The organism is Micromonospora sp. A3M-1-15, assembly GCF_024213425.1.
Taxonomy (GTDB): domain Bacteria; phylum Actinomycetota; class Actinomycetes; order Mycobacteriales; family Micromonosporaceae; genus Micromonospora; species Micromonospora chersina.
Map to the genome: position 1 here is coordinate 20,830 of NZ_JANAVK010000008.1, position 18,236 is coordinate 39,065.

17 protein-coding genes are annotated in these 18,236 nt (G+C 74.7%); 9 read left to right on the forward strand and 8 right to left on the reverse strand.

What is annotated here, in order from left to right:
• Positions 1–60: 60 nt before the first annotated feature.
• A complete protein-coding gene (locus NLX85_RS30320; protein WP_254340982.1) occupies positions 61–984 on the forward strand; it encodes a hypothetical protein in 924 nt (307 codons plus the stop codon).
• Here the strand turns inward: NLX85_RS30320 and NLX85_RS30325 are convergent.
• Positions 948–2,837 (reverse strand): BTAD domain-containing putative transcriptional regulator, encoded by a 1,890-nt coding sequence (locus NLX85_RS30325; RefSeq protein ID WP_254340990.1) that lies wholly within the window; start codon positions 2,835–2,837, stop codon positions 948–950. The genes NLX85_RS30320 and NLX85_RS30325 overlap by 37 nt on opposite strands.
• Positions 2,838–2,947: 110 nt before the next feature.
• Here NLX85_RS30325 and NLX85_RS30330 point away from each other — a divergent pair, with 110 nt between their 5' ends.
• From NLX85_RS30330 to NLX85_RS30340, 3 genes are read left to right on the forward strand one after another with little or no spacing between them, the layout of a single operon-like run.
• Positions 2,948–4,309, forward strand: a complete 1,362-nt coding sequence (locus NLX85_RS30330) for an AarF/ABC1/UbiB kinase family protein (RefSeq protein WP_254340992.1) — start codon at positions 2,948–2,950, stop codon at positions 4,307–4,309.
• Positions 4,310–4,330: 21 nt separating this feature from the next.
• Positions 4,331–4,897, forward strand: coding sequence for a hypothetical protein (locus NLX85_RS30335; protein ID WP_308210868.1), 567 nt, complete (start codon positions 4,331–4,333; stop codon positions 4,895–4,897).
• A complete protein-coding gene (locus NLX85_RS30340) occupies positions 4,894–5,469 on the forward strand; it encodes a copper resistance CopC family protein (protein WP_254340994.1) in 576 nt (191 codons plus the stop codon). The genes NLX85_RS30335 and NLX85_RS30340 overlap by 4 nt, the downstream gene beginning before the upstream one ends.
• A gap of 29 nt (positions 5,470–5,498) precedes the next feature.
• Here NLX85_RS30340 and NLX85_RS30345 read toward each other — a convergent pair whose 3' ends face one another.
• The 3 genes from NLX85_RS30345 to NLX85_RS30355 form a co-directional block, all read right to left on the reverse strand.
• Complete coding sequence (locus NLX85_RS30345; RefSeq protein ID WP_254340996.1) at positions 5,499–6,611, reverse strand: SRPBCC domain-containing protein; 1,113 nt, start codon at positions 6,609–6,611, stop codon at positions 5,499–5,501.
• Positions 6,612–6,728: 117 nt separating this feature from the next.
• Complete coding sequence (locus NLX85_RS30350) at positions 6,729–7,361, reverse strand: DUF6073 family protein (protein WP_091316714.1); 633 nt, start codon at positions 7,359–7,361, stop codon at positions 6,729–6,731.
• A 21-nt stretch (positions 7,362–7,382) separates the two neighbouring features.
• Positions 7,383–8,708 (reverse strand): HEAT repeat domain-containing protein, encoded by a 1,326-nt coding sequence (locus NLX85_RS30355; RefSeq protein ID WP_254340997.1) that lies wholly within the window; start codon positions 8,706–8,708, stop codon positions 7,383–7,385.
• 146 nt (positions 8,709–8,854) lie between these two features.
• On the opposite strand from NLX85_RS30355, the gene NLX85_RS30360 reads away from it, so the two are divergent.
• The 3 genes from NLX85_RS30360 to NLX85_RS30370 are packed head-to-tail and all read left to right on the forward strand — an operon-like array spanning position 8,855 to position 12,095.
• Positions 8,855–10,348 carry a KR domain-containing protein gene (locus NLX85_RS30360; RefSeq protein ID WP_254340999.1) on the forward strand — a complete coding sequence of 498 codons (1,494 nt, stop codon included), beginning with the start codon at positions 8,855–8,857 and terminating at the stop codon, positions 10,346–10,348.
• Between the two features lie 38 nt (positions 10,349–10,386).
• Positions 10,387–11,238, forward strand: coding sequence for an SRPBCC domain-containing protein (locus NLX85_RS30365; RefSeq protein WP_254341001.1), 852 nt, complete (start codon positions 10,387–10,389; stop codon positions 11,236–11,238).
• 5 nt (positions 11,239–11,243) lie between these two features.
• The gene (locus NLX85_RS30370; protein WP_254341395.1) at positions 11,244–12,095 is read left to right on the forward strand and encodes an AraC family transcriptional regulator; all 852 of its coding nucleotides are present in this window, start codon (positions 11,244–11,246) and stop codon (positions 12,093–12,095) included.
• A 57-nt stretch (positions 12,096–12,152) separates the two neighbouring features.
• Here NLX85_RS30370 and NLX85_RS30375 read toward each other — a convergent pair whose 3' ends face one another.
• Positions 12,153–13,409 carry an AarF/ABC1/UbiB kinase family protein gene (locus NLX85_RS30375; RefSeq protein ID WP_254341003.1) on the reverse strand — a complete coding sequence of 419 codons (1,257 nt, stop codon included), beginning with the start codon at positions 13,407–13,409 and terminating at the stop codon, positions 12,153–12,155.
• A gap of 10 nt (positions 13,410–13,419) precedes the next feature.
• On the reverse strand, positions 13,420–14,556 hold the full coding sequence (locus NLX85_RS30380; RefSeq protein WP_254341005.1) for an FAD-dependent monooxygenase: 1,137 nt from the start codon (positions 14,554–14,556) through the stop codon (positions 13,420–13,422).
• A 214-nt stretch (positions 14,557–14,770) separates the two neighbouring features.
• On the opposite strand from NLX85_RS30380, the gene NLX85_RS30385 reads away from it, so the two are divergent.
• A complete protein-coding gene (locus NLX85_RS30385) occupies positions 14,771–15,199 on the forward strand; it encodes an ester cyclase (protein WP_254341007.1) in 429 nt (142 codons plus the stop codon).
• Positions 15,200–15,238: 39 nt separating this feature from the next.
• On the forward strand, positions 15,239–15,742 hold the full coding sequence (locus tag NLX85_RS30390) for an ester cyclase (RefSeq protein ID WP_254341009.1): 504 nt from the start codon (positions 15,239–15,241) through the stop codon (positions 15,740–15,742).
• Positions 15,743–15,873: 131 nt separating this feature from the next.
• On the opposite strand, the gene NLX85_RS30395 is transcribed toward NLX85_RS30390, so the two are convergent.
• A complete protein-coding gene (locus NLX85_RS30395) occupies positions 15,874–16,770 on the reverse strand; it encodes an SDR family oxidoreductase (protein ID WP_254341011.1) in 897 nt (298 codons plus the stop codon).
• Positions 16,767–18,215: an alpha/beta fold hydrolase gene (locus NLX85_RS30400; RefSeq protein WP_254341013.1), complete on the reverse strand. Its 1,449-nt coding sequence runs from the start codon at positions 18,213–18,215 to the stop codon at positions 16,767–16,769. Before NLX85_RS30400 ends, NLX85_RS30395 begins: the two co-directional genes overlap by 4 nt.
• Between the last annotated feature and the right edge of the window lie 21 nt (positions 18,216–18,236).

Consider the following 18,236-nt stretch of genomic DNA (forward strand, 5'->3'; position numbering starts at 1 on the left):
CCTTTCGGGCATCCCATCCCTTCACTATTCCATGGTTCCGGCCCCGGAGAGGACCGCCACATGACCGCCCTCGCCAGCTCCACTCGTACCGAAATCCCCGCCACCCGGCGCCGCCCGGTCGCCGCCGTCGCCGGCATGCTCGGCGGCCTGGTGCTCGCCGTGCTCTGGTCGTTCGAGTTCGTCGACCACGTGATCGGCGACAACGTCGCCAACTCGGTGCTCGGCACCGACGCCAAGCAGACCGCCATCGCCGGCTCCGCCGCCGGGGTGGTCTTCGCCTTCGTCTCCGGGTTCGCCGGAACGTTCACCGCCTGCAACATCGCCGTGTTCGGCGCGCTGCCGGACGTCGCCGAGTGCTCGGCCGCGCCCCGCCGCGGCCGGCTGGCCGCCGCGCTCGCCCCGCTGGGCTGGCTGGCCCTCGGGCTGGTGTCGGTGGCGGCCGTGTACGGCTTCCTGGCCGTCCTGGTCGGCTCCCGGCTGCCGCAGCTCTCCACGGACACGGTCGGCGACGGCCTCCCGGTCCGGCTGGTCCAGGCGTCCGTGGTGTTCGGCGTGATCGGGCTGGCCTTCGCCTGGCTCGGGCTGGCCGCGCTGGGCCTGCTGCCCGACCCGTTCGCCGGCCGGCCGGTGGCCCGGCTCGTGACGCTGGGCGCGCTGGTCGGCGGCTTCCTGGTGGGCCGCCCCTACCCGCTGTTCCACAAGCTGCTGGAGCAGGCCGTGGACAGCCACAACCCGTTCTACGGCGCGCTCGTGCTGGTGCTCCAGTCGCTCGGCAACGTGCTCATCATGGCGGTGCTGGCCCTGCTGCTGGTGCTCGGCACCCGGGGCGCTTTCCAGCGCTGGCTGTCCCGCCCCGGCCGGGCCGCCCTGCTCGTCGGGGTCAGCCTGCTGGCGCTCGGCGCGTTCCTGGTCTTCTACTGGGACGTCCGGCTGCCGGCCATGTTCGGCTACGGCTGGTTCCCGACCATGCCGTGGAACGCCTGATGCTCCCCGGTCCCGCTCTCCGGCACGGTGGCCGCCGCCAGCGCCACCGTGCGGAGCAGCCGGTAGCGCGGGCCGGCCGACCCGGCCCGGGCGTCCAGCAGGGACTCGTCGACGAGCCGGTCGAGCACGGCTCCGAGCTGGGCCGGCGGGACCAGGCCGGCGCAGCGGGCGGCCGCCTCGTCGCGCGAGAAGCACCGGTCGCCGCCGGCCAGCCGGGCCAGGCAGGCCCGGTCGACCGGGCCGAGCGCGGCCAGGCTGCGGTGCAACGCGGCGCGCAGCGACCGGTGGTGCTGCGGATGGCCGCGCCGCTGCGGCCGCAACTCGTCCAGCGGGTCGTCGACCCGGCGCAGCACCCCGTCGAGGCTGTCGGTGTAGAGGCAGGCGGCGGCCAGCTCGACGGCCAGCGGCAGGCCGTCCAGCCCGCGGCAGATCCGCGCCACGGTCACCGCGTCCGCCGGGGAGAGGCGGAAGCCCGGCCGGACCAGCCCGGCCCGGTGGACGAAGAGGCGCACGGCCGGGTTGTCCGGCAGCGCGTCCGGGGCGTCGATCCCGGGCAGCGGCAGGGGCGCCAGCCGGAACACCGCCTCGTGGGCGAGCCCCAGCCGGCGGCGGGAGGTGACCAGCATGGCCGTACGCGGGCAGCGGTGCAGGGCGTGCTCCACCATCTCGCCGGCCCGCGCGCCGAGGTGCTCGACGTCGTTGAGCACCAGCAGCATCCGCTGGTCGGCGACGGCGCGCAGCGGGTCGACGTTCGGCCCCGGCAGCTCCAGCGTCTCGGCCAGCAGCCGCAGCACCTCGCCGCAGTCCCGGGCCTCGGCCGCGTCGACCGTGGCCACGCCGTCGGGGAACGCGGCGGCGACCCGTTCGGCGACCGCCAGCCCGGTGGCCGACTTGCCGCAGCCGGCCGGCCCCACGATGGTGACGGCCCGGTGCGCGACCAGCAGCGTGGCGCAGCGGGCGACGTCGTCCTCCCGGCCGATCAGCGGGCCGATCGCCGGGCCGGGGCCGCGCCAGCCAGGCCGCCGGTCGGGTTCGTCCGCCCCGGCCCGGGACGGCGGTTCGACGCCCGGCCCCGGCTCGTCGCCGGCGTGCAGCAGGGCGGCGTACATCCGGCGCAGCTCCGGGCCGGGCTCGACACCGAGTTCGGCACGGAGCCGGGCCCGGACGCTCAGGTAGTGGTGCACGGCGGCGGCCCGCTGCCCGCTGCGGGTCAGCGCCTCCAGGTAGCGGGCCTGCACCGCCTCCTGGAGCGGCTCGACGGCCGCGAGCTGCTCGGCCACCGGGAGCACCACCGACGCCTGCCCGAGGCGCAACCCCACGGCGACGTGGCGCAGGCCGGCGTCGACCCAGTCGGCGCGCAGCGCGGTGAGGTGCCGGGGGCTGGCCAGCAGGCCACCGAGGTCGGCCAGGGTCGGGTCCTGCCAGAGCCCGAGCGCCGCGCCGAGCAGCTCGAAGGCCTCGTGCGGGGCGCCGGCCGCCTGCCGGCCCCGGGCCCGGGCGAGCAACTGCTGGAAGTGCGACGCGTCGACGCGGTCCGGCGGCACGTCGAGCCGGTAGCCGCCGGGCACCGAGGCGATGACGTTGGTCCGGGCGCGCGGCGCGGTGTCGGGCTCCAGCACCTGGCGCAGCCGCGCCACGTACGTCCGGACGAGCTGGTCGCCGCTGGCCGGGGCGTCGTCGCCCCAGACCGCCTCGGTGAGCGCGCCGAGCGGCACCGGCTGCCCGGGGTGCAGGGCGAGGTAGCCGAGGACCGCGCGCTGCCGGGACGGCCCCAGGGGGATCTCGGTGGTGTCACGGAACGCGGCGACCGGGCCCAGAACCTTTATCCGCACAGTGTCCACGGCAGCGCCCATTGTCGCCTCCCCCCATCAAGAGGCTAGGGGATCCATAGAACGCTGTCCATGACGGTGCGCCACCTTCGGATCACTTAACGCACACCCCATCCCCCCGCAAGGAGGCGTTGATGCTCCCGGAGAACCCCCTCGCCGGCGACCGCCCCGCCGGACTCTCCCGCACCATCCCCCGCCAGTCCCGCCTGGCCCTGGCCACCCGTGGCGCGTTCGTGGCGGCCAGCAGCGCCGCGTACCTGCTGCCCGCGGCGGCCGGCGCGGCGGTGCTGCGACCCCTGCGCGGCCGCACCGCGGCGGCCCGCTTCTTCTACCGCCGGCTGGTCCGGCACCTGCAACGGCTCGGCCCCGCGCCGGTCAAGTTCGGCCAGATCATGGGCACCCGGCGGGACCTCCTGCCGCCCCTGCTCTGCGACGAGCTGGGCCGGCTGCACGACCGGGTCCGGCCGATGTCCGGCCGGCAGGTGCGCCGCGCGCTGCGCGAGGCGTACGGGCCGGACCTGAGCCGGCACTTCACCGAGGTCGAGGCGACGGCGCGGGCCAGCGGCAGCATCGCCGGCGTCTACCGGGCCGTCCGGCCGGACGGCCGGGAGGTGGCGCTGAAGCTGCAACGCCCCGGCATCCGCCGCCGGATGGCGCTCGACCTGGCCCTCATCCACGGCGCGGCTGCGCTGGCGGAGAAGCTGCCGCCGGGCCGCGGGGTGCCGCTGGCCGAGCTGACCGGCTTCGTCTGCGCGGCCGTGCTCGGGCAGCTCGACTTCGCCGGCGAACGGGCCAACCTGGCCGAGCTGCGGCGCAACTTCGCCGAGTCCGACAACGTCTGGATCCCGGCGACCCTCCCGGAGCTGTGCCGGCCGAACTGCCTGGCCATGGAGTTCATCCCGGACCTGGTGGCGCGCCCGGTCGCCGAGATCGACCCGGCCCGCCGGCCCCGGCTGGCGGCCCGCACCGTGAGCGCGGTCTACCAGATGCTCTTCCTGGACGGCTTCGTCCACTGTGACCTGCACCCCGGGAACGTCTACTTCAAGGGACCCCGGGTGGTCGTGCTGGACGCCGGGTTCAGCATCCGGCTCGACCCGACCGTACGCCGGCAGTTCGCCGACTTCTTCCTCGGCCTGGCGCTGGGGCGGGGTCGGCAGTGCGGCGAGGTGGTGGTGGACAGCGCGGTCCGGGTGGCGCCGGACGCGGACGTCGAGGGCTTCATCGGCCGGGTCGCCGAGCTGGTCAAGCGGAACACCGGGGTGCCGGCCAAGGAGTTCCAGCTCACCCGCTTCGGCACCGAACTGTTCACCCTGCAGCGGGACTTCGGAATGTACGCCGCGTCCGAGTTCGTCTTCCCGCTGCTGTCGCTGCTGGTGATCGAGGGGACCGTCCGCGACCTCGACCCCGACATCGACTTCCAGGCGGCGGCCCGCCCCATGCTGCTGCGCGCCGCCGCCGAGACCGCCCACCTGGCCCCGCAGCGCCGGGCGGGCTGACCGCCCCACGAGGAGGAAACCGTGACCGACCGACCGCAAACCGACCGCAACGGGCTGCTGGCCAACCTCAACGGCCGTCACCACCGGACCGCCGTGATGCTGTTCATGCTGGTGGTCCTCGGGCACTGGGCCGAGCACATCGCCCAGGCCGTGCAGATCTGGGGCCTCGGCTGGCCCGTGCCGAAGGCCCGCGGCGTGCTGGGCATGCCGTTCCCGTGGCTGATCAGCTCGGAGTGGCTGCACTACGGCTACGCGCTCGTCATGCTCGTCGGCCTCTGGGCGCTGCGCCCCGGCTTCACCGGCCGGGCCCGCACCTGGTGGACGGTGGCGCTGGCCATCCAGTTCTGGCACCACATCGAGCACCTGCTGCTGCTGATCCAGGCCCAGACCGGCGCGCACCTGGCCGGCCGGCCGGTGCCGACCAGCGTGCTCCAGTTCTGGTTCCCCCGCGTCCAGCTGCACCTGTTCTACAACGCGGTGGTCTTCCTGCCGATGGTCGTGGCCATGTACCACTACCTGCGGGACTCCGGCCGCGGGTCCGCCACCACCGCGCCGGACCGGGCCGCACCGCACCGGGTGTCGGCATGACCTCAGCGGATCCCCGCCGGGGCGTGGCGCTGCGCCGCGTCCCGGCGGCGCTGGTGCTGCTCATCGGCGTGGTGGTGCTGCTGCGGCCGCTGTTCCGGGCGCCGGAGGACCCGGTGGTGACCGCCACGCCGGCCCGCGGGGCGGTGCTCACCGCCGCCCCGCCCGCCGTGGAGCTGGCCTTCGGCAGCCGCCCCCGCCGGGGCGACGCGCACGTCACGGTCACCGCCGCCGCGGGGCAGCGGGTCGACCGCGGCGTGACCACCGTCCAGGGAAAGGGGGTACGCGAGACGCTGCCCCCGCTCGGCGAGGGCTGGTACGTGGTGGCGTACCACGTGACCCTCGCCGACGGGTCGGAGCCCAGCGGCGCGTACGCCTTCGCGGTCGGCCGCCCGGTGGGCCCGCCGCCGCCGGTGGACGCCGGGGCGGCGGCGCCCGCGGAAGCCGAGGGCCACGCCGGGCACGCCGGGCCACCCGATCCGCTGACCCTGGCGGTGCTGGCCGCCAACGCCGTGGTGCTGGTGGTGCTGGGCGCCCGGCTGGCCTGGTGGCGGCGCCGCCGGAGGCCCCGATGACCGCCCTCCGCCGGCGCCGCCACCGGGGCCTACCGGCTCCAGCCGTGCGGGCCGGCGTCGACCCGCTGGCCGTTCCCGGTGCCGTTCAGGTCGGCCGGGATGTCCAGGTCGCGGCCGGGCGGCGCCGCCGGGAACGAGTCACCGAAGGCCCGCTGGCAGAGCAGCGCGGCCCGGCCGAACGCGCCCACCCAGTAGCCGGTGAGGATCTTGCGTTCGTCCAGCGGCGGGGCGATCGTGCTCAGCGCCTCCCAGTTCGAGTGGAAGACCTGGATGATGCTCCCGCCCAGCCCGGCCGGCTCGATCCAGAGGTGCCCCTCCAGCTCACCCGGCCAGCCCGGCCGCCCGAGGCGGAACTCCAGCCGCGGCAGGTACGACGGGAACTGCTGGTACGCCTCGACGTGCCGGGTGACCGTCATGGTGGCCACCCCGCTGGCGTCGCCGAGGATCAGGCCGACCTCGCTGCCGGCGTCCAGGCTGCCGCTGGTGCGGCTGAGCCAGAACTGGGTGGCCGGGGTCGAGGTGAGCAGCCCCCAGACCTCGAAGGTGGTGCCCGGCAGCTCGGTCTGCACGTAGGGGCCCATCCGCCGCCAGGGCCACCGCCAGGGCACACCGGTGCGGATGAAGTCGGCGAGCTGGTCGAGGATGCCGGGCCAGCCCATGCCGTTCCAGGACCGCCAGTCCGAGGGCGGGTTGAACGCCTCCTCGACGACGGTGACCTGGGTGCCGTGCGGGGTCGCGGTGAGCTGCCAGGTCACCTCGGTGGCCGGGCCCACCCCCACCCAGCGCCAGAGGTACGACAGCCGGCCCTCGCCGCCGGACGCCGGCTCCCGCACGTCCCGGATCCGGCAGAAGAAGAACTCCCCGTCCTCGAAGTCGAGGATCGCCTCGCCGTCGGCGGTGGCCCACCCGCCCCGGCAGACCGCGAGCCACTGCGCGACCTGCTCCGGATCGGTGAGCGCCGACCAGACCCGGTCGGCGGGCGCGGGGATGTGGACCTGGCTGACCAGCCGCTCCCAGCGGTCCTGGGCCAGCGGGTAGCCGCCGTTGCGGTGCAGCAGCGGGAAGTCATCGGGTTCGACCCCGGTGAAGCCCGGTCGGGGCTCCAGCCGGGGAGCGGGTGCGCTCCGGTCGTCCACGGGCATGCCAACCTCCGACTGTCGTCGCTCCTTCGGGTTGCCGCGCCCCGGCCCTGGTGGTCGGCGGGGCGGTCGTGCCGGTGCGGGAGACCGGCCGGAGCCGGCCTCCCGCACCGCGGGGAATCACATCTGGTCGGGCTTCAGGTAGCCGCCCATGTTGAACCGGAGGCTGGTCAGGTACGCGACCGGCTGGCCGTCCGGGTCGTTGACGTCGAGCAGCGGCATCATCCGGTAAATCTGCCCCTTGCCCGGGGCGCCCGCCGGCGGGATGCTGCGCACGTCGTCGATGGTCAGGATGATCGGCTCGCGGTTCATCAGCTTCAGCCCGAGCTTCGGCATGTCGAAGATCGCGCCGACCGCCATCCGGCAGGCCTTGGCCGACGGCCCCTCACCCGCGTACGGGTCGAACGGGGTGCGGATCTGGCCGGCCGAGAGGCAGTCCGGGTTGAGCGTGACGGTGATCTTGCCGAGCTCCTCGCACTCACCGACCATCTTCATCTCGATGAGGTTGGTGTAGACCTCGGCGTCGGCCCACTCGCCCGAGGTGGACGGCGACCGGACCACCCGCACCCAGCCGTCGAAGGCGACCGTGTACTCGCCCACGCCCGGCACCGCGAAGGTGTCGATCGAGTTGATGCCCAGGTTGTCGATGCCCGGCTCCGGCGGGGTCCACGGGACGACCGGGGCGCCGGCGTAGACGTTCGGCACGCCCTCGGTCTGGACCGGGCGACCGAAAAGAACGCTCTTGGTGCTCATCTCTGGTGTCCTCTTCCTTCGTTACGGCAGCAGGGTGGTGTGGTCGCAGCAGGTCAGGCCGGGCTGGTCCGCCACGCCGTCCTGGTTCATGTCGATCTCGCCGTCGACGGTCGAGTAGACGTCGCGGGAGTTCATGTCGATGACCCCGTCGCCGTCCCAGTCGTTCAGCTTCCCCTTGAAGGTGCCGAGGATGAACGCGTTGGTCATGTGGCCGATCTCCGGGTCGTGCAGCGTGGAGAGCACGCCGTTGCCCGGCTGGAGGATCTCCTCCATGGAGCGGCCGGCGATCCGGGCCAGGTTGATGTAGCCCCAGCCCTGGAAGCGACCACGGACGTAGCGGATGGCCGCCTCGTCGTGGATCTGGAACTTCGGGTCGAGGTGCCAGGTGCCGTACCGGGCGAAGCCGATGTTGGCCTGGCGGGTGCCCTCGCTCGGGTCGTCGGCGTGGCCGGACTTGAAGAACGTCCGGGGCACCAGCGACTCGAAGAAGAAGTTCCCCCGGTCCCGGCGGGTGCGGTCGGTGAACCCGCGGAACAGGTAGTTGTCGCAGTGCGGCGAGCCGTCGGCGTGCAGCCCGTCGATGGTCTTGGCGATCACGAGCTGCCGCTCGCGGGTCGCCACGTTCGGGCAGGCGTGCGCCTGGCCGTAGATCCGGGCCAGGCCCTGCGGGGCCAGCGAGATCTTGCCCCAGTGCTGGTTGGAGTCGTCCAGCCGCACGTACAGGTCGCAGTGGATCAGCAGGTAGATGGTCTCGTCGAAGGTGCGGCCCGGGGTGAACCTGCCGGCCCGGCCGTCGAACGCCGGGTCACCCGTCTGCAGCTCGCTGCGGAACAGGTGCGACCACTCGGCGATCTCCGGGTCCGCGTCCTTGGCGAACTTGCTGAGGCTGGCCACCGCGTGGGCGCCGCCCAGCTTCTCGATGGCCCACAGCGCGTCCCAGCGGACCTCGCGGTTGGGGTCGTGCAGCACGGCCTGGCCGAGCAGCTCGATCGCGTCCGGCAGGTCGCGGTCGGCGTACTCGAACAGGGCCTGCTCGCGCATGGCCGCGTCGGGGTGGTTCAGCGCGGCGTCGCGCAGTTCCTGGTTGGTGCGGTTGTCCAGCCGGACCGCGACCTTGTTGAGCGCGTACCCGAAGTCGCTCGCCCAGGCCGCCGGGTCACCGGCGACGAAGCGCGGGTCCATCGCCGGCAGCGTGGTCCGGTAGGAGAAGTTGAGCGCGTCGCGCTGGTCCGCGGTGAGGGCGTCCAGGTTGACCGGTGCGGCCTCGGCCGGGACCGCCTCCTCCCACGCACCCTGGGCGCCCTCCGCGAGAGCACCCGGCGACTTGTTACAGAGATCGATTGCCATTGCTGCCTCCTTCGGCGCTTTCTGGCCTGTGCCTCGACGCTAGGGGCTCCGCGTTCCCTATATTTCTTTCAAGTTGCTCAGCCTTGTGATTGCTTCAAGACCACGATCGATATATCTTTATGAAGTTGCTGAGTGGAAGGTGCCCCATGTCACCTGAGCCCCTCTCGCTCCCCTCCCGGATCGCCCTGCGCGCCCTGCGGCCCGCGCCGGCGCCCGTCCGGCCCACCCCCCGCGCCGCCCGCTGGCGGGTGACCGGCCCCGCCGACCACCCCCTCGTCCGGCACCTGCGCCGGCAGCCCTATCCCGCCGCCGGACCCGAGGCGGACGTACTGGTCCTCGGTGGACGGTGGCCGGCCGGCGGCGCCGGGGTGCTGCTCGACGCGTACCAGCGGGCCGCCGGACGGCACCTCACACTGGTCCACGGCGGAGCCGGTGGCGGCAGCCTGCTGCGCGGGCTCGCCGCCGGAGACGGCCGGCCGGTCGGCACCGTCGCACTGGGGGAGCCCACCCCGGCGGCGCTGCGCCGGGCCGCCCACCTGCTCGCCGCGCCGTCCGCCGCCGACGAGCTCACGGTGGCCGCCGACGGCACCGTGCACACCCTCGGCTGGCGGGCCGCCCCCCTGCCCGGCCGGGCGCCGCGCTTCGCCGGGGCCACCGTCCTGGTCACCGGCGGACTGGGCGGGCTCGGCAGCCGCCTCGCCGTCGCGCTGGCCGCCGCCGGCGCCGTCCCGGTCCTGGTCGACGTGCGTACGCCGGACGACGCCCCGCCCGACGTCCGCCGGATGCTCACCCTGCTGCGCCGGCGCTGGCCCCGGGCCCGGCTGCTCACCCTCGACCTCACCGACCCGGCGGCCGCCCGCGCAGCCCTGGCCGGGCTGCGGCCCACCGCGATCGTGCACTGCGCCGGCCGGATCGCCGGCGGCACCGGGGTACGCCTCGGCCCCGCCGAGGTCGACGCGCTGGTCGCCGCGAAGGTCGCCACCCTGGAGACGGTGCTCGCCACGGTCCGCGCGAAGCGGCTGCGGGCGGTGCTCACCTTCGGCTCGCTCACCGCGCACGGCGCGCACCCGGGGCTCGCCGGCTACGCCCTCGCCAACGAACTGCTGCACCGGGCCACCGCCCGGTACGCCGCCACCCACCCCCGGGTCCGCTGCTGCACCGCCGAGTGGTCGCTCTGGTCCGGCGCCGGGATGGCCCGGCAGGTGGCCCGGGTCGCGGCCCGGCAACTCGGCATGGTGCCGGTGCCGGTGGCCACCGGGGTCGCCGCGGCCACCCGGCTGCTCGCCGCGCTGGTCGACGCCCCGCCCGACGACGACCTGCCCGACACGTTGCTCGTCTGCGGCGAACGCCCCGGCACGCAGGGCGCCTGGTCCGGGCGGCCGGAGGGCGTACCCGGAGTGGACGCCGCCCTGGTCGTGCCGGCCGGCGGCGACCTCGACACGGCGATGCGCGCGGTGGCCGAGGCGGCGGCCGGCGGCGCCGCGTTGATCCCCGACGGCACGGCCGGTCCCGGCGATCCGCTGCTGGTCCGGGCCACCGTCACCGGCGACGGGGTGGACTGCGTGGTCCGCTCCGGCGCCGACCCGGACGGGCCGGCGCTGCGCAGCTCCCGCTATCGCCTGCTGCCCGCCGGCACCTGAGACACCCGGTCCGCCCGCTCCTGAGAGAGGTGAGCACGATGCCCGACGGATACCTGAAACTGCCCGACGACTGGGTGCGCGTGATGGTCAGCGTGCCGGCCCCCGTGGACGAGGTGTGGGAGGCGGTCACCGACCCGCGGCGGGTCGCCCAGTGGTTCGGCCACCTGTCCGCGCCCATGACGACCGGGGCGAGCACCCGGGTCGACTTCGGCGACGGCGACTTCTTCGACATCGAGGTCGACCACGTCGAGCCGTGCGACCGCCTGCTGTTCCGGTGGAGCTTCCTCGGCGTCGGCCCGGAGTGCCAGGTCGGCTGGACGCTGACCGGCGGGGCGGAGGCCACCACCCTGACCGTGGACGACAGCTGCCCCGGCCGCCCCGGGTCGGAGGTGGCCCAGCTCAAGGCCGGGTGGCTGGACTTCGTCGGCCGGCTAGCCCGCTACCTGGAGACCGGCCGCCCCTCCCGGTACGACTGGCGGCAGGAGATCGACGGCAGCGTGGTGCTGCCGAACGGCTCCTGGCACCCGCTGCGCGAGGAGACGGTGGTCGACTGGCTCCCCATCGCCACCAACGGCGCCGGCCCCGGCTGGTTCTTCGTGGTTGACGAGGAGGGCCCGCGCCGGTTCACCCTGCGCGACTGGCAGCTCGACCGCGAGCAGGCGCTCACCTTCACGGTCGAGATCCCCGGAGCGCGCACGGTCACCGCCTGCCAGGTCCGGACCGACCCCGGCGAGCGGGGCCGTACGCTCTCCGTCTCGCACCAGGGCTGGCACCGGCTCGGCCTCAGCGACCTCCAGGAACGGACGCTGCGGCACCGGTTCGCCGCCACCTGGACGGCCGCGCTCGCGCTGGCCGAGGAGTGCGCCCGCACCCGGCAGGAGCTGCCGTGACCGCGATGGCCCACGACCGCGCCGCCGTCCGGGGCGACCGCACCGAGCCGGCGCACCGGCGCGGCCGGTCGACCGTCCTCCAGCAGCACCGGGACGCGGTCTCCCGGGTCGTCCGGGCCATGCGGGAGCGGCTCGACGAGCCGTGGACGCTGTCGCGGCTGGCCCAGGTGGCGTATCTCAGCCCGTTCCACTTCAGCCGGGTGTTCCGGCTGGTCACCGGCACCCCGCCGGGGCGGTTCCTGTCCGCGCTGCGGATGGCCGAGGCGCGCCGGCTGGTGGTCTCCAGCCGGATGAACGTCACCGACATCTGCACCACGGTCGGCTACAGCAGCCTGGGCACCTTCACCACCCAGTTCACCGAGCAGGTCGGGGTCGGGCCGGGCCGGCTGCGCCGGCTGGACGCCGCGCACGGCGACCGGCCGCTGGAGCACGTGGTCGCCGTCGGGACCGGGCCGGCGGAGGAGGACGAGCCGCCCGGGGGCGTGGTAACGGGCACCGTGCACACCCCGTCCGGGGATGCCCGGCTGGTGCTGCTCGGCCTGTTCCCCACCCCGCTGGCCCAGGGGCTCCCCGTCGCCTGCACCAGCGTCACCGGCGACGGCCCGTTCGCCGTCACCGGCGCGCCCGAGGGCACCTGGCACCTGCTGGCCTGCGCGCACCCCGAGGCGGTCACCGTCGGCGAGGTGCTGGCCGGCGTGCGCGACCCGGACGTCTGGGTCGGGGTGGCCGACGCGCCGGTGGTGGTCCGCCCGGGCCGCACCACCGGCCCGCTGGCCGTGCGGCTCGCCCCGGCCCGCCCCATCGACCCGCCGATCCTCACCGGCCTGCCGGTGCTGCCCCTCGCCGCCCGGCCGTGAACCCGTGCGCGGTGACCTCCCCTGAGCGGGGAGGTCACCGCCGCGGTGCCGGTCGTGTCAGGCGTGCGGGGTGGGCGCGGGCCCACCGACCCGCTGGAAGTCGACGTCGGGGCTGATCCCGCGCACCGTGCCCTCGACCACGAGCAGGGACATGAGCGGGAAGGTGAAGTCGGAGGCGGCGTAGATGCCGTACCGCTGCTGGAGGTCGTACACGCCGTTGCCGAAGACCGACATGTCGAACTCGTTGTCCGGGCCGGCGGTCCGGGCCACCAGCTCCGCCACGTCCCGGACGAAGCCGTCCCGGTCCAGGCCGGCGCCGGCGTTCACCGCGCTGGCCAGCACGATCTCCCCGCACCGCCGGCCGTCCCCCGCCCCCAGCCGGGCGAAGAACTCGCCGATCGCCGCCCGTACGCCGTCCGGCAGCTGGGCGCAGTAGCCCGCGTCGAGGACCACCACGCGCTCGTCCCGGGTCAGGTAGAGGTTGCCCGGGTGCAGGTCGCAGTGGACGAAGCCGGCGCCGAAGAAGAGCCGGTGCACGGCGGCCAGCACCACCTCGGCGAGGTGCGCCCGGACCCGCGGGTCGAGCCGCTCGACGGTCCGCCCGTCCAGATCCGGCAGGTACTCGAAGACCAGGCAGTTCGACGCCGACCGGTCCCGGTGCAGCCGGGGCACCTTGACCTCCGGCAGCTCGGCCAGCTCGGCGCGGAGCCGCTCGCTGTTCGCCGCCTCGCGGTGGAAGTCGAGCTGGCCGAGGATCGCCGCGCTGAGATAGCCGACCAGGTCGGCGATGGGCATGCCGCGCATCTTCGGCGCCCGCGCCGCCAGTCGCGCCATCAGCTCGACGAGCCGCAGGTCCGCCCGCATCCGGTCGTCGATGCCGGGCCGCTTGAGCTTCAGCGCCACCACGGTCCCGTCGTCCAGCACGGCCCGGTAGACCGAGGCGATGCTGCCGCTGGCCAGCGGCTCGGGGTCCACCGAGCGCAGCACCAGCCGGGGCTGTTCCGCCCGGGCCCGGCGCAGCGCCTCGCCGGCCGCCGCGGCGGACATCGGCGGCACCTCGTCGAAGAGGGTGCCGAGCCGCGCGCAGAGCGCGGGCGGCAGGGCGTCCCGGCGGGTGCCGGCGATCTGCCCGAACTTCACGAAGGTCGGGCCCAGCCGTTGCAGCGCCCGCACCATCCCCCGGTAGCGGCGGTCGGCCGCCGCCTCCGGCCCCCTGGTCACCCGCAGCACGAGGGCCGCCGGAAGGGTCCGCAGCGCCTCCCCGGACGCCACGGCGACGATGGCCAGCACCCGCAGGAACATCCGCAGCGACATCGGTCACTCCTCACTCGAAGGCGAACATCTCCGCCATCTGCCGCAGCCGGGGGCCGGCCGGGGCGCGGCGGATCATCTGCTCCCGGATCCAGCAGGCCACCGGGTTGCTCCACTGCCCGAGCCGGCCGAGCATCCGGGCCTGGCGGGTGAGGCCGTCCGCCCGGCGGCGGCGCGCCGCCTCGTACCGGGGCAGGGCCCCGGCCACGTCGTCGTCGCGCAGGCAGCGGCCCAGCACCACGGCGTCCTCCAGCGCCTGGCAGGTGCCCTGGCCCAGGTTCGGGGTGCTGGGGTGCGCGGCATCGCCGACCAGGACCACCCGCCCGGCGCTCCACCGGGGCACGGGCGCGCGGTCGTAGATGTCGGTGACCAGGATGTCCTCGTCCGGGGTGGCGGCCAGCACCTGCGGGATGGGCGCGTGCCAGCCGTCGAAGCGGGCCGACCAGACCCGGCGGGGCAACTGCTCACCCCAGCCCCGGCGCAACGGCATGGTGGCGAACCAGTACGCCCGCCCCTCCGGAAGCGGGAACAGCCCGAACTGGGCGGCCCGGCCCATGGTGAGCAGGCCCGGCGCGGCACCGAGTTCGTACCGGGCGATGCCGCGCCAGACCGGATAGCCGGCGTAGCGCAGCGGGTCCGCGCCGCCGCCGAGCAGCTGCCGGCGGATCGTCGAGCGCAGCCCGTCCGCGCCGACGAGCAGGTCGCCCTCCTCGGTGCCGCCGTCGGCGAGGGTGGCGCGCACCCGGCCGCCGGACTCGGTCCAGCCGACGCAGCGGGCGCCGGTGCGCAGCATCCCGGGGGAGAGCTGGGCGCGCAGCGCCTCGACCAGGTCGGCGCGGAGCAGCGCCAGGCCCCGGCCGCCGAAGCGCTCCGCCATCAACGGCCCCGGCACGTCGTCGAGGATCCGCCCGTCGGCGGCGCGGATCTGGTTGCCGTCGGCCGGGCAGCCGGCCGCCCGGACCGGCTTGTCGGCGCCGACGGCGGCGAGCGCGGACAGGGCGTTCGGCCAGAGGGTGAGCGCGACGCCGGAGGGCCCCACGTCCGCGCTGCGTTCGAGGACCAGCGCGTCCCAGCCCGCGTCCCGCAGGGCCAGTGCGGTCGCCAGCCCGGCCGGCCCGCCGCCGACGACGAGCGCCCGTCGAGTCGTCATGTCGCCGCCTTTCCGCCGCATCTGCGGAAACGGTAGAGCGACGTGCCGGTGGGCCGGTTCTCGCCGATTGCTGTTCCGTTTCAGCGGCCGGAAAGACAGCAACACCGGATAAGGGGAAACGCCCGCCCGCGGGCGAGGATCGATGGGTATCCCGGGTGCCGCGACGGCCCGGTACGACGAGCGCGCGGCCCGACCCATCAATTCGGAGGTTGCGGTGTCAGCACCTGACAACAAGGCGGTCGTGCGGCAGCTCATCGACGCCTGGAACAACGGCGACATCAACGCCCTGATGACCTTCTGGTCCCCGACGATGGTGCACCACGGCCGGGCCGGCACGATCAGCGCCGAGGACACCGCGGCCGAGATGCGGCGGTTCCTCGACGCCTTCCCCGACCTGCGCATGGAGCTGCACAGCATCGTCTCCGAGGGCGAACTGGTGGCCACCCGGATGACCGTGCACGCCACGCACACCGGCGCGTACATGGGCATCCCACCGACCGGCCGCCCGGTGAGCTGCGCCCTCATGGGGCAGTTGCGGATCGTCGACGGCGTCGTGGTCGACCACTGGGGGGTGGCCGACGCGCTGGGCATCCTCGTGCAGATCGGAATGCTGCCGTCCGAACTGTCCACCGCCTTTTCCTGAACAGCAACCGCGCAATTTCGAGGAAACGGAGAGACCGACATGACCGGACACCACCCGGATCTGGCGCAGCGCAAACGCGAGTTCGAGGAGACCGTGCGGAATTTCCGCAAGGCGGTGCTGTTCGACTACGACCTCACGGCCGTGCAGCAGGTCCTCGCACCGGGCTTCGTCGACCATTTCGCCCCGCCGTGGGACCCGCCGAGCCGCGACGGCGTGGCGCACCGGTTCGACCACGCGAACCAGGTGCTCACCACCCGCAAGGTCGAGGTGCTGGTGTCGGTGTGCGAGGGCGACATCCTGGCCCAGGCCATCCTGCTGCACTTCGAGCACACCGGCCCGTTCATGGGCATCCCGGCGACCGGCCGCCGGTTCGAGATCGGCGGCTCCAACACCTTCCGGTTCTCCGACGGCAGGATCGCCGAGCACTGGGGCGTCTTCGACGTCGCGAAGATCCCCGACCTGCTGGCCGGCGAGCCGGGCGCGGCCGGCGGCTGGTCGTCCATGTGGGACCGCGAGGAGATCGGCACCGCCGGCAAGGGCTGACGACCCGCCACCCCGATGGGCCCCGCCGGCGATCCGGCGGGGCCCACGTCACGGGTACGTACGGCTCGGCGCGGCGACAAGGCGACCCGGGCGGATGTCACGCCCGGGTCGCCTCGTCGGTCCCCTCGTGGTCAGCCGGCCCGCCACCCGCCCGGCGGTGGTGCGGCCGCCCGCTGGAAGACGGCCGCGAACTCCCGGGCGAAGTCGCCCAGCGACCGGGGCTCGGCGCCGGTCAGCCGCCGCACGGTGTCGGTGACCGCCTGGACCCGACCGGCGGCGATCAGGTCGTTGAACACCGCCACGTCCTCGGCGTACCACTCCTCGGCGCCGAACTGGCGCAGCATGGCGGCCACCTGCTCGCGCGGCACCGGCAGGTGGCGCACCGGCACACCGGTGGCCTCGGCCAGCACCTTCGCCGTGTCGTCGAAGGAGAGCGCCTCCGGCCCCGACAACACCAGGGTCCGGTTGCGCGCCCATTCGGGGCAGTCGGTGAGCACCGCCGCGGCGGCCGCCGCCACGTCCCGCGCGTCGACCATCGCCACCCGACCGTCACCGGCCGAGCTGCGGATCGCGCCCCCGGCCACCATCCCGAACAGGTTCTGCATGAAGAACGCCAGTTGCAGCACGGTGTGGTCGACCGCGGAGTTGACCAGCAGCGCGTTCGCGTCGCCCTGCCAGACCCCGTGCCGCAGCGGCGACTCCCGGCCGGCGTCCAGCACCGACAGCTTCACCACGTGCCGCACGCCGGCGCGTACCGCCGCGTCGATCGCGTTGCGCTCCTGGGTGAGCTGCCCCCGGCTGGTCGCCGTGAGGACGAACAGCCGCTCCACCCCGGCCAGCGCGGCGTCCAGGTCCGCCGGCCGGTTCAGGTCACCGGCGACCAGGTCGGCGGCGTCCCCGAGCTTCTCCCGGGCCCGCTCGACGTCGCGGACCAGGGCCCGGGGCCGGACGCCGGCCGCGGCGAGCAGCCGGACCAGCTCCGACCCGACCCGGCCGGTGGCGCCGGTGACCAGGACCGTGCCGCTCATGCCGACTCCTGGTGATTCTCGACGGTGACGTCCTTCTCCGGCAGCTCGCCGGTGAGCAGGTACCGGGTGGTCAGGTCGTTGACCACCGGGTGCCCGCCGAACGGGAAGAGCTTGTGGCACGCCGTGTCGGCGGCGAGCACGAGCCGGCTGTTCTCCGGCAGCAGCTCACGCAGCCGCCACGCCCCGACCGCCCGGGTGAAGATGTCCGCCTCGGACTGCACGAGCAGGATCGACCGGGCGGTGTTCCCCGGCCCGATCTCGGTCAACGGCTCCACGGGCGAGGTCGGCCAGAACGCGCCGGCCTTCACCGAGGCCAGGGTCCGCCCGATGAACGGCAGCTCCGCGCCCACGCTCGCCATCTCGGCCTCGTACCGGTCGAGATCGCGCGGCCAGCTCGACTCCCCGCAGAGGATGGCGAGCTGCCCGGCCGGGGTGCTGTCCTGGCGCTGGTTGACCAGCCCCATCAGCTCGCCGACCGCCGGGCCGGGCACCGGGTCGCCGTGCACCGCGGCCCGCAGCACCGCGCCGAGCAGCGGGTACGTGCGGTCGGCGGTCAGCATCACCACGGTGAAGAACTCCAGCGCGAACCGGTCCAGCGGCATCGGCAGCCCGGGCACGGCAAGCGGCTCCCGCCCGGCCCGCTCCAGCAGCTCGTCGTAGCGGGAGCGGACGGCCGCCGCGCTGTCACCCAGGCGCAGCTCGCCGTCGCGCGCCGCGGCCCAGCCGCACCAGCGGTTCACCGCCGCCTCGGTGCTGGCCGCGACGTTGAGGAAGAGCCCGCGCCAGGGCCAGTCCGGACTGAGCACGCTGTCCAGCACCACCCGGTCGGCCCGCTCGCCGAACAGCTGGGTGTAGACCGCGCCCAGGTACGTCCCGTACGACCAGCCGAGGTAGGAGATCCGCTCCTCGCCGAGGGCGGCCCGGACGACGTCCATGTCCCGGGCCACGTTGCGGGTGCTGGCGTACGGCAGCAGGTCCAGCGCGACGTCGGCGACCTTGGCGGCCACCTTGGACTGGAACCGGATCTCCTCGGTGATGCTCTGCGGCCGGTGGAAGACCCAGAGCCGCTCCTCGGGCGTCCAGTCGACCTCGATGGGGTGGCTGTCGCCGCTGAACCGGTGGTCGAACGCCACCAGGTCGAACCGGTCCAGCACCTCGGCGGGGAGCGCCCCGACGAGCTGCCCGATCAGCGGGATGCCCCGGTTGCCCGGGTCGTCGGGCGCGATCATCAGCACCCCGATCCGCCGCCCGGGATCGCCGGCGGGCCGGCGGGCCACGGCGATCTCGATGGTGCGCCCGGCGGGGTCGCGGTAGTCGAGCGGGGCGGTGACCCGGGTGGTCTCCGTACCCGCCTCGCCCTCGGCCGGCTGCCAGGTCAGGCGCTGCTGATGGAAGCGGGCCAAGTCGCCCCGGGTGGTCCTGGTGCTCTGAACATCGGCGGACATGTGACGTTCTCCCTTCGTCGC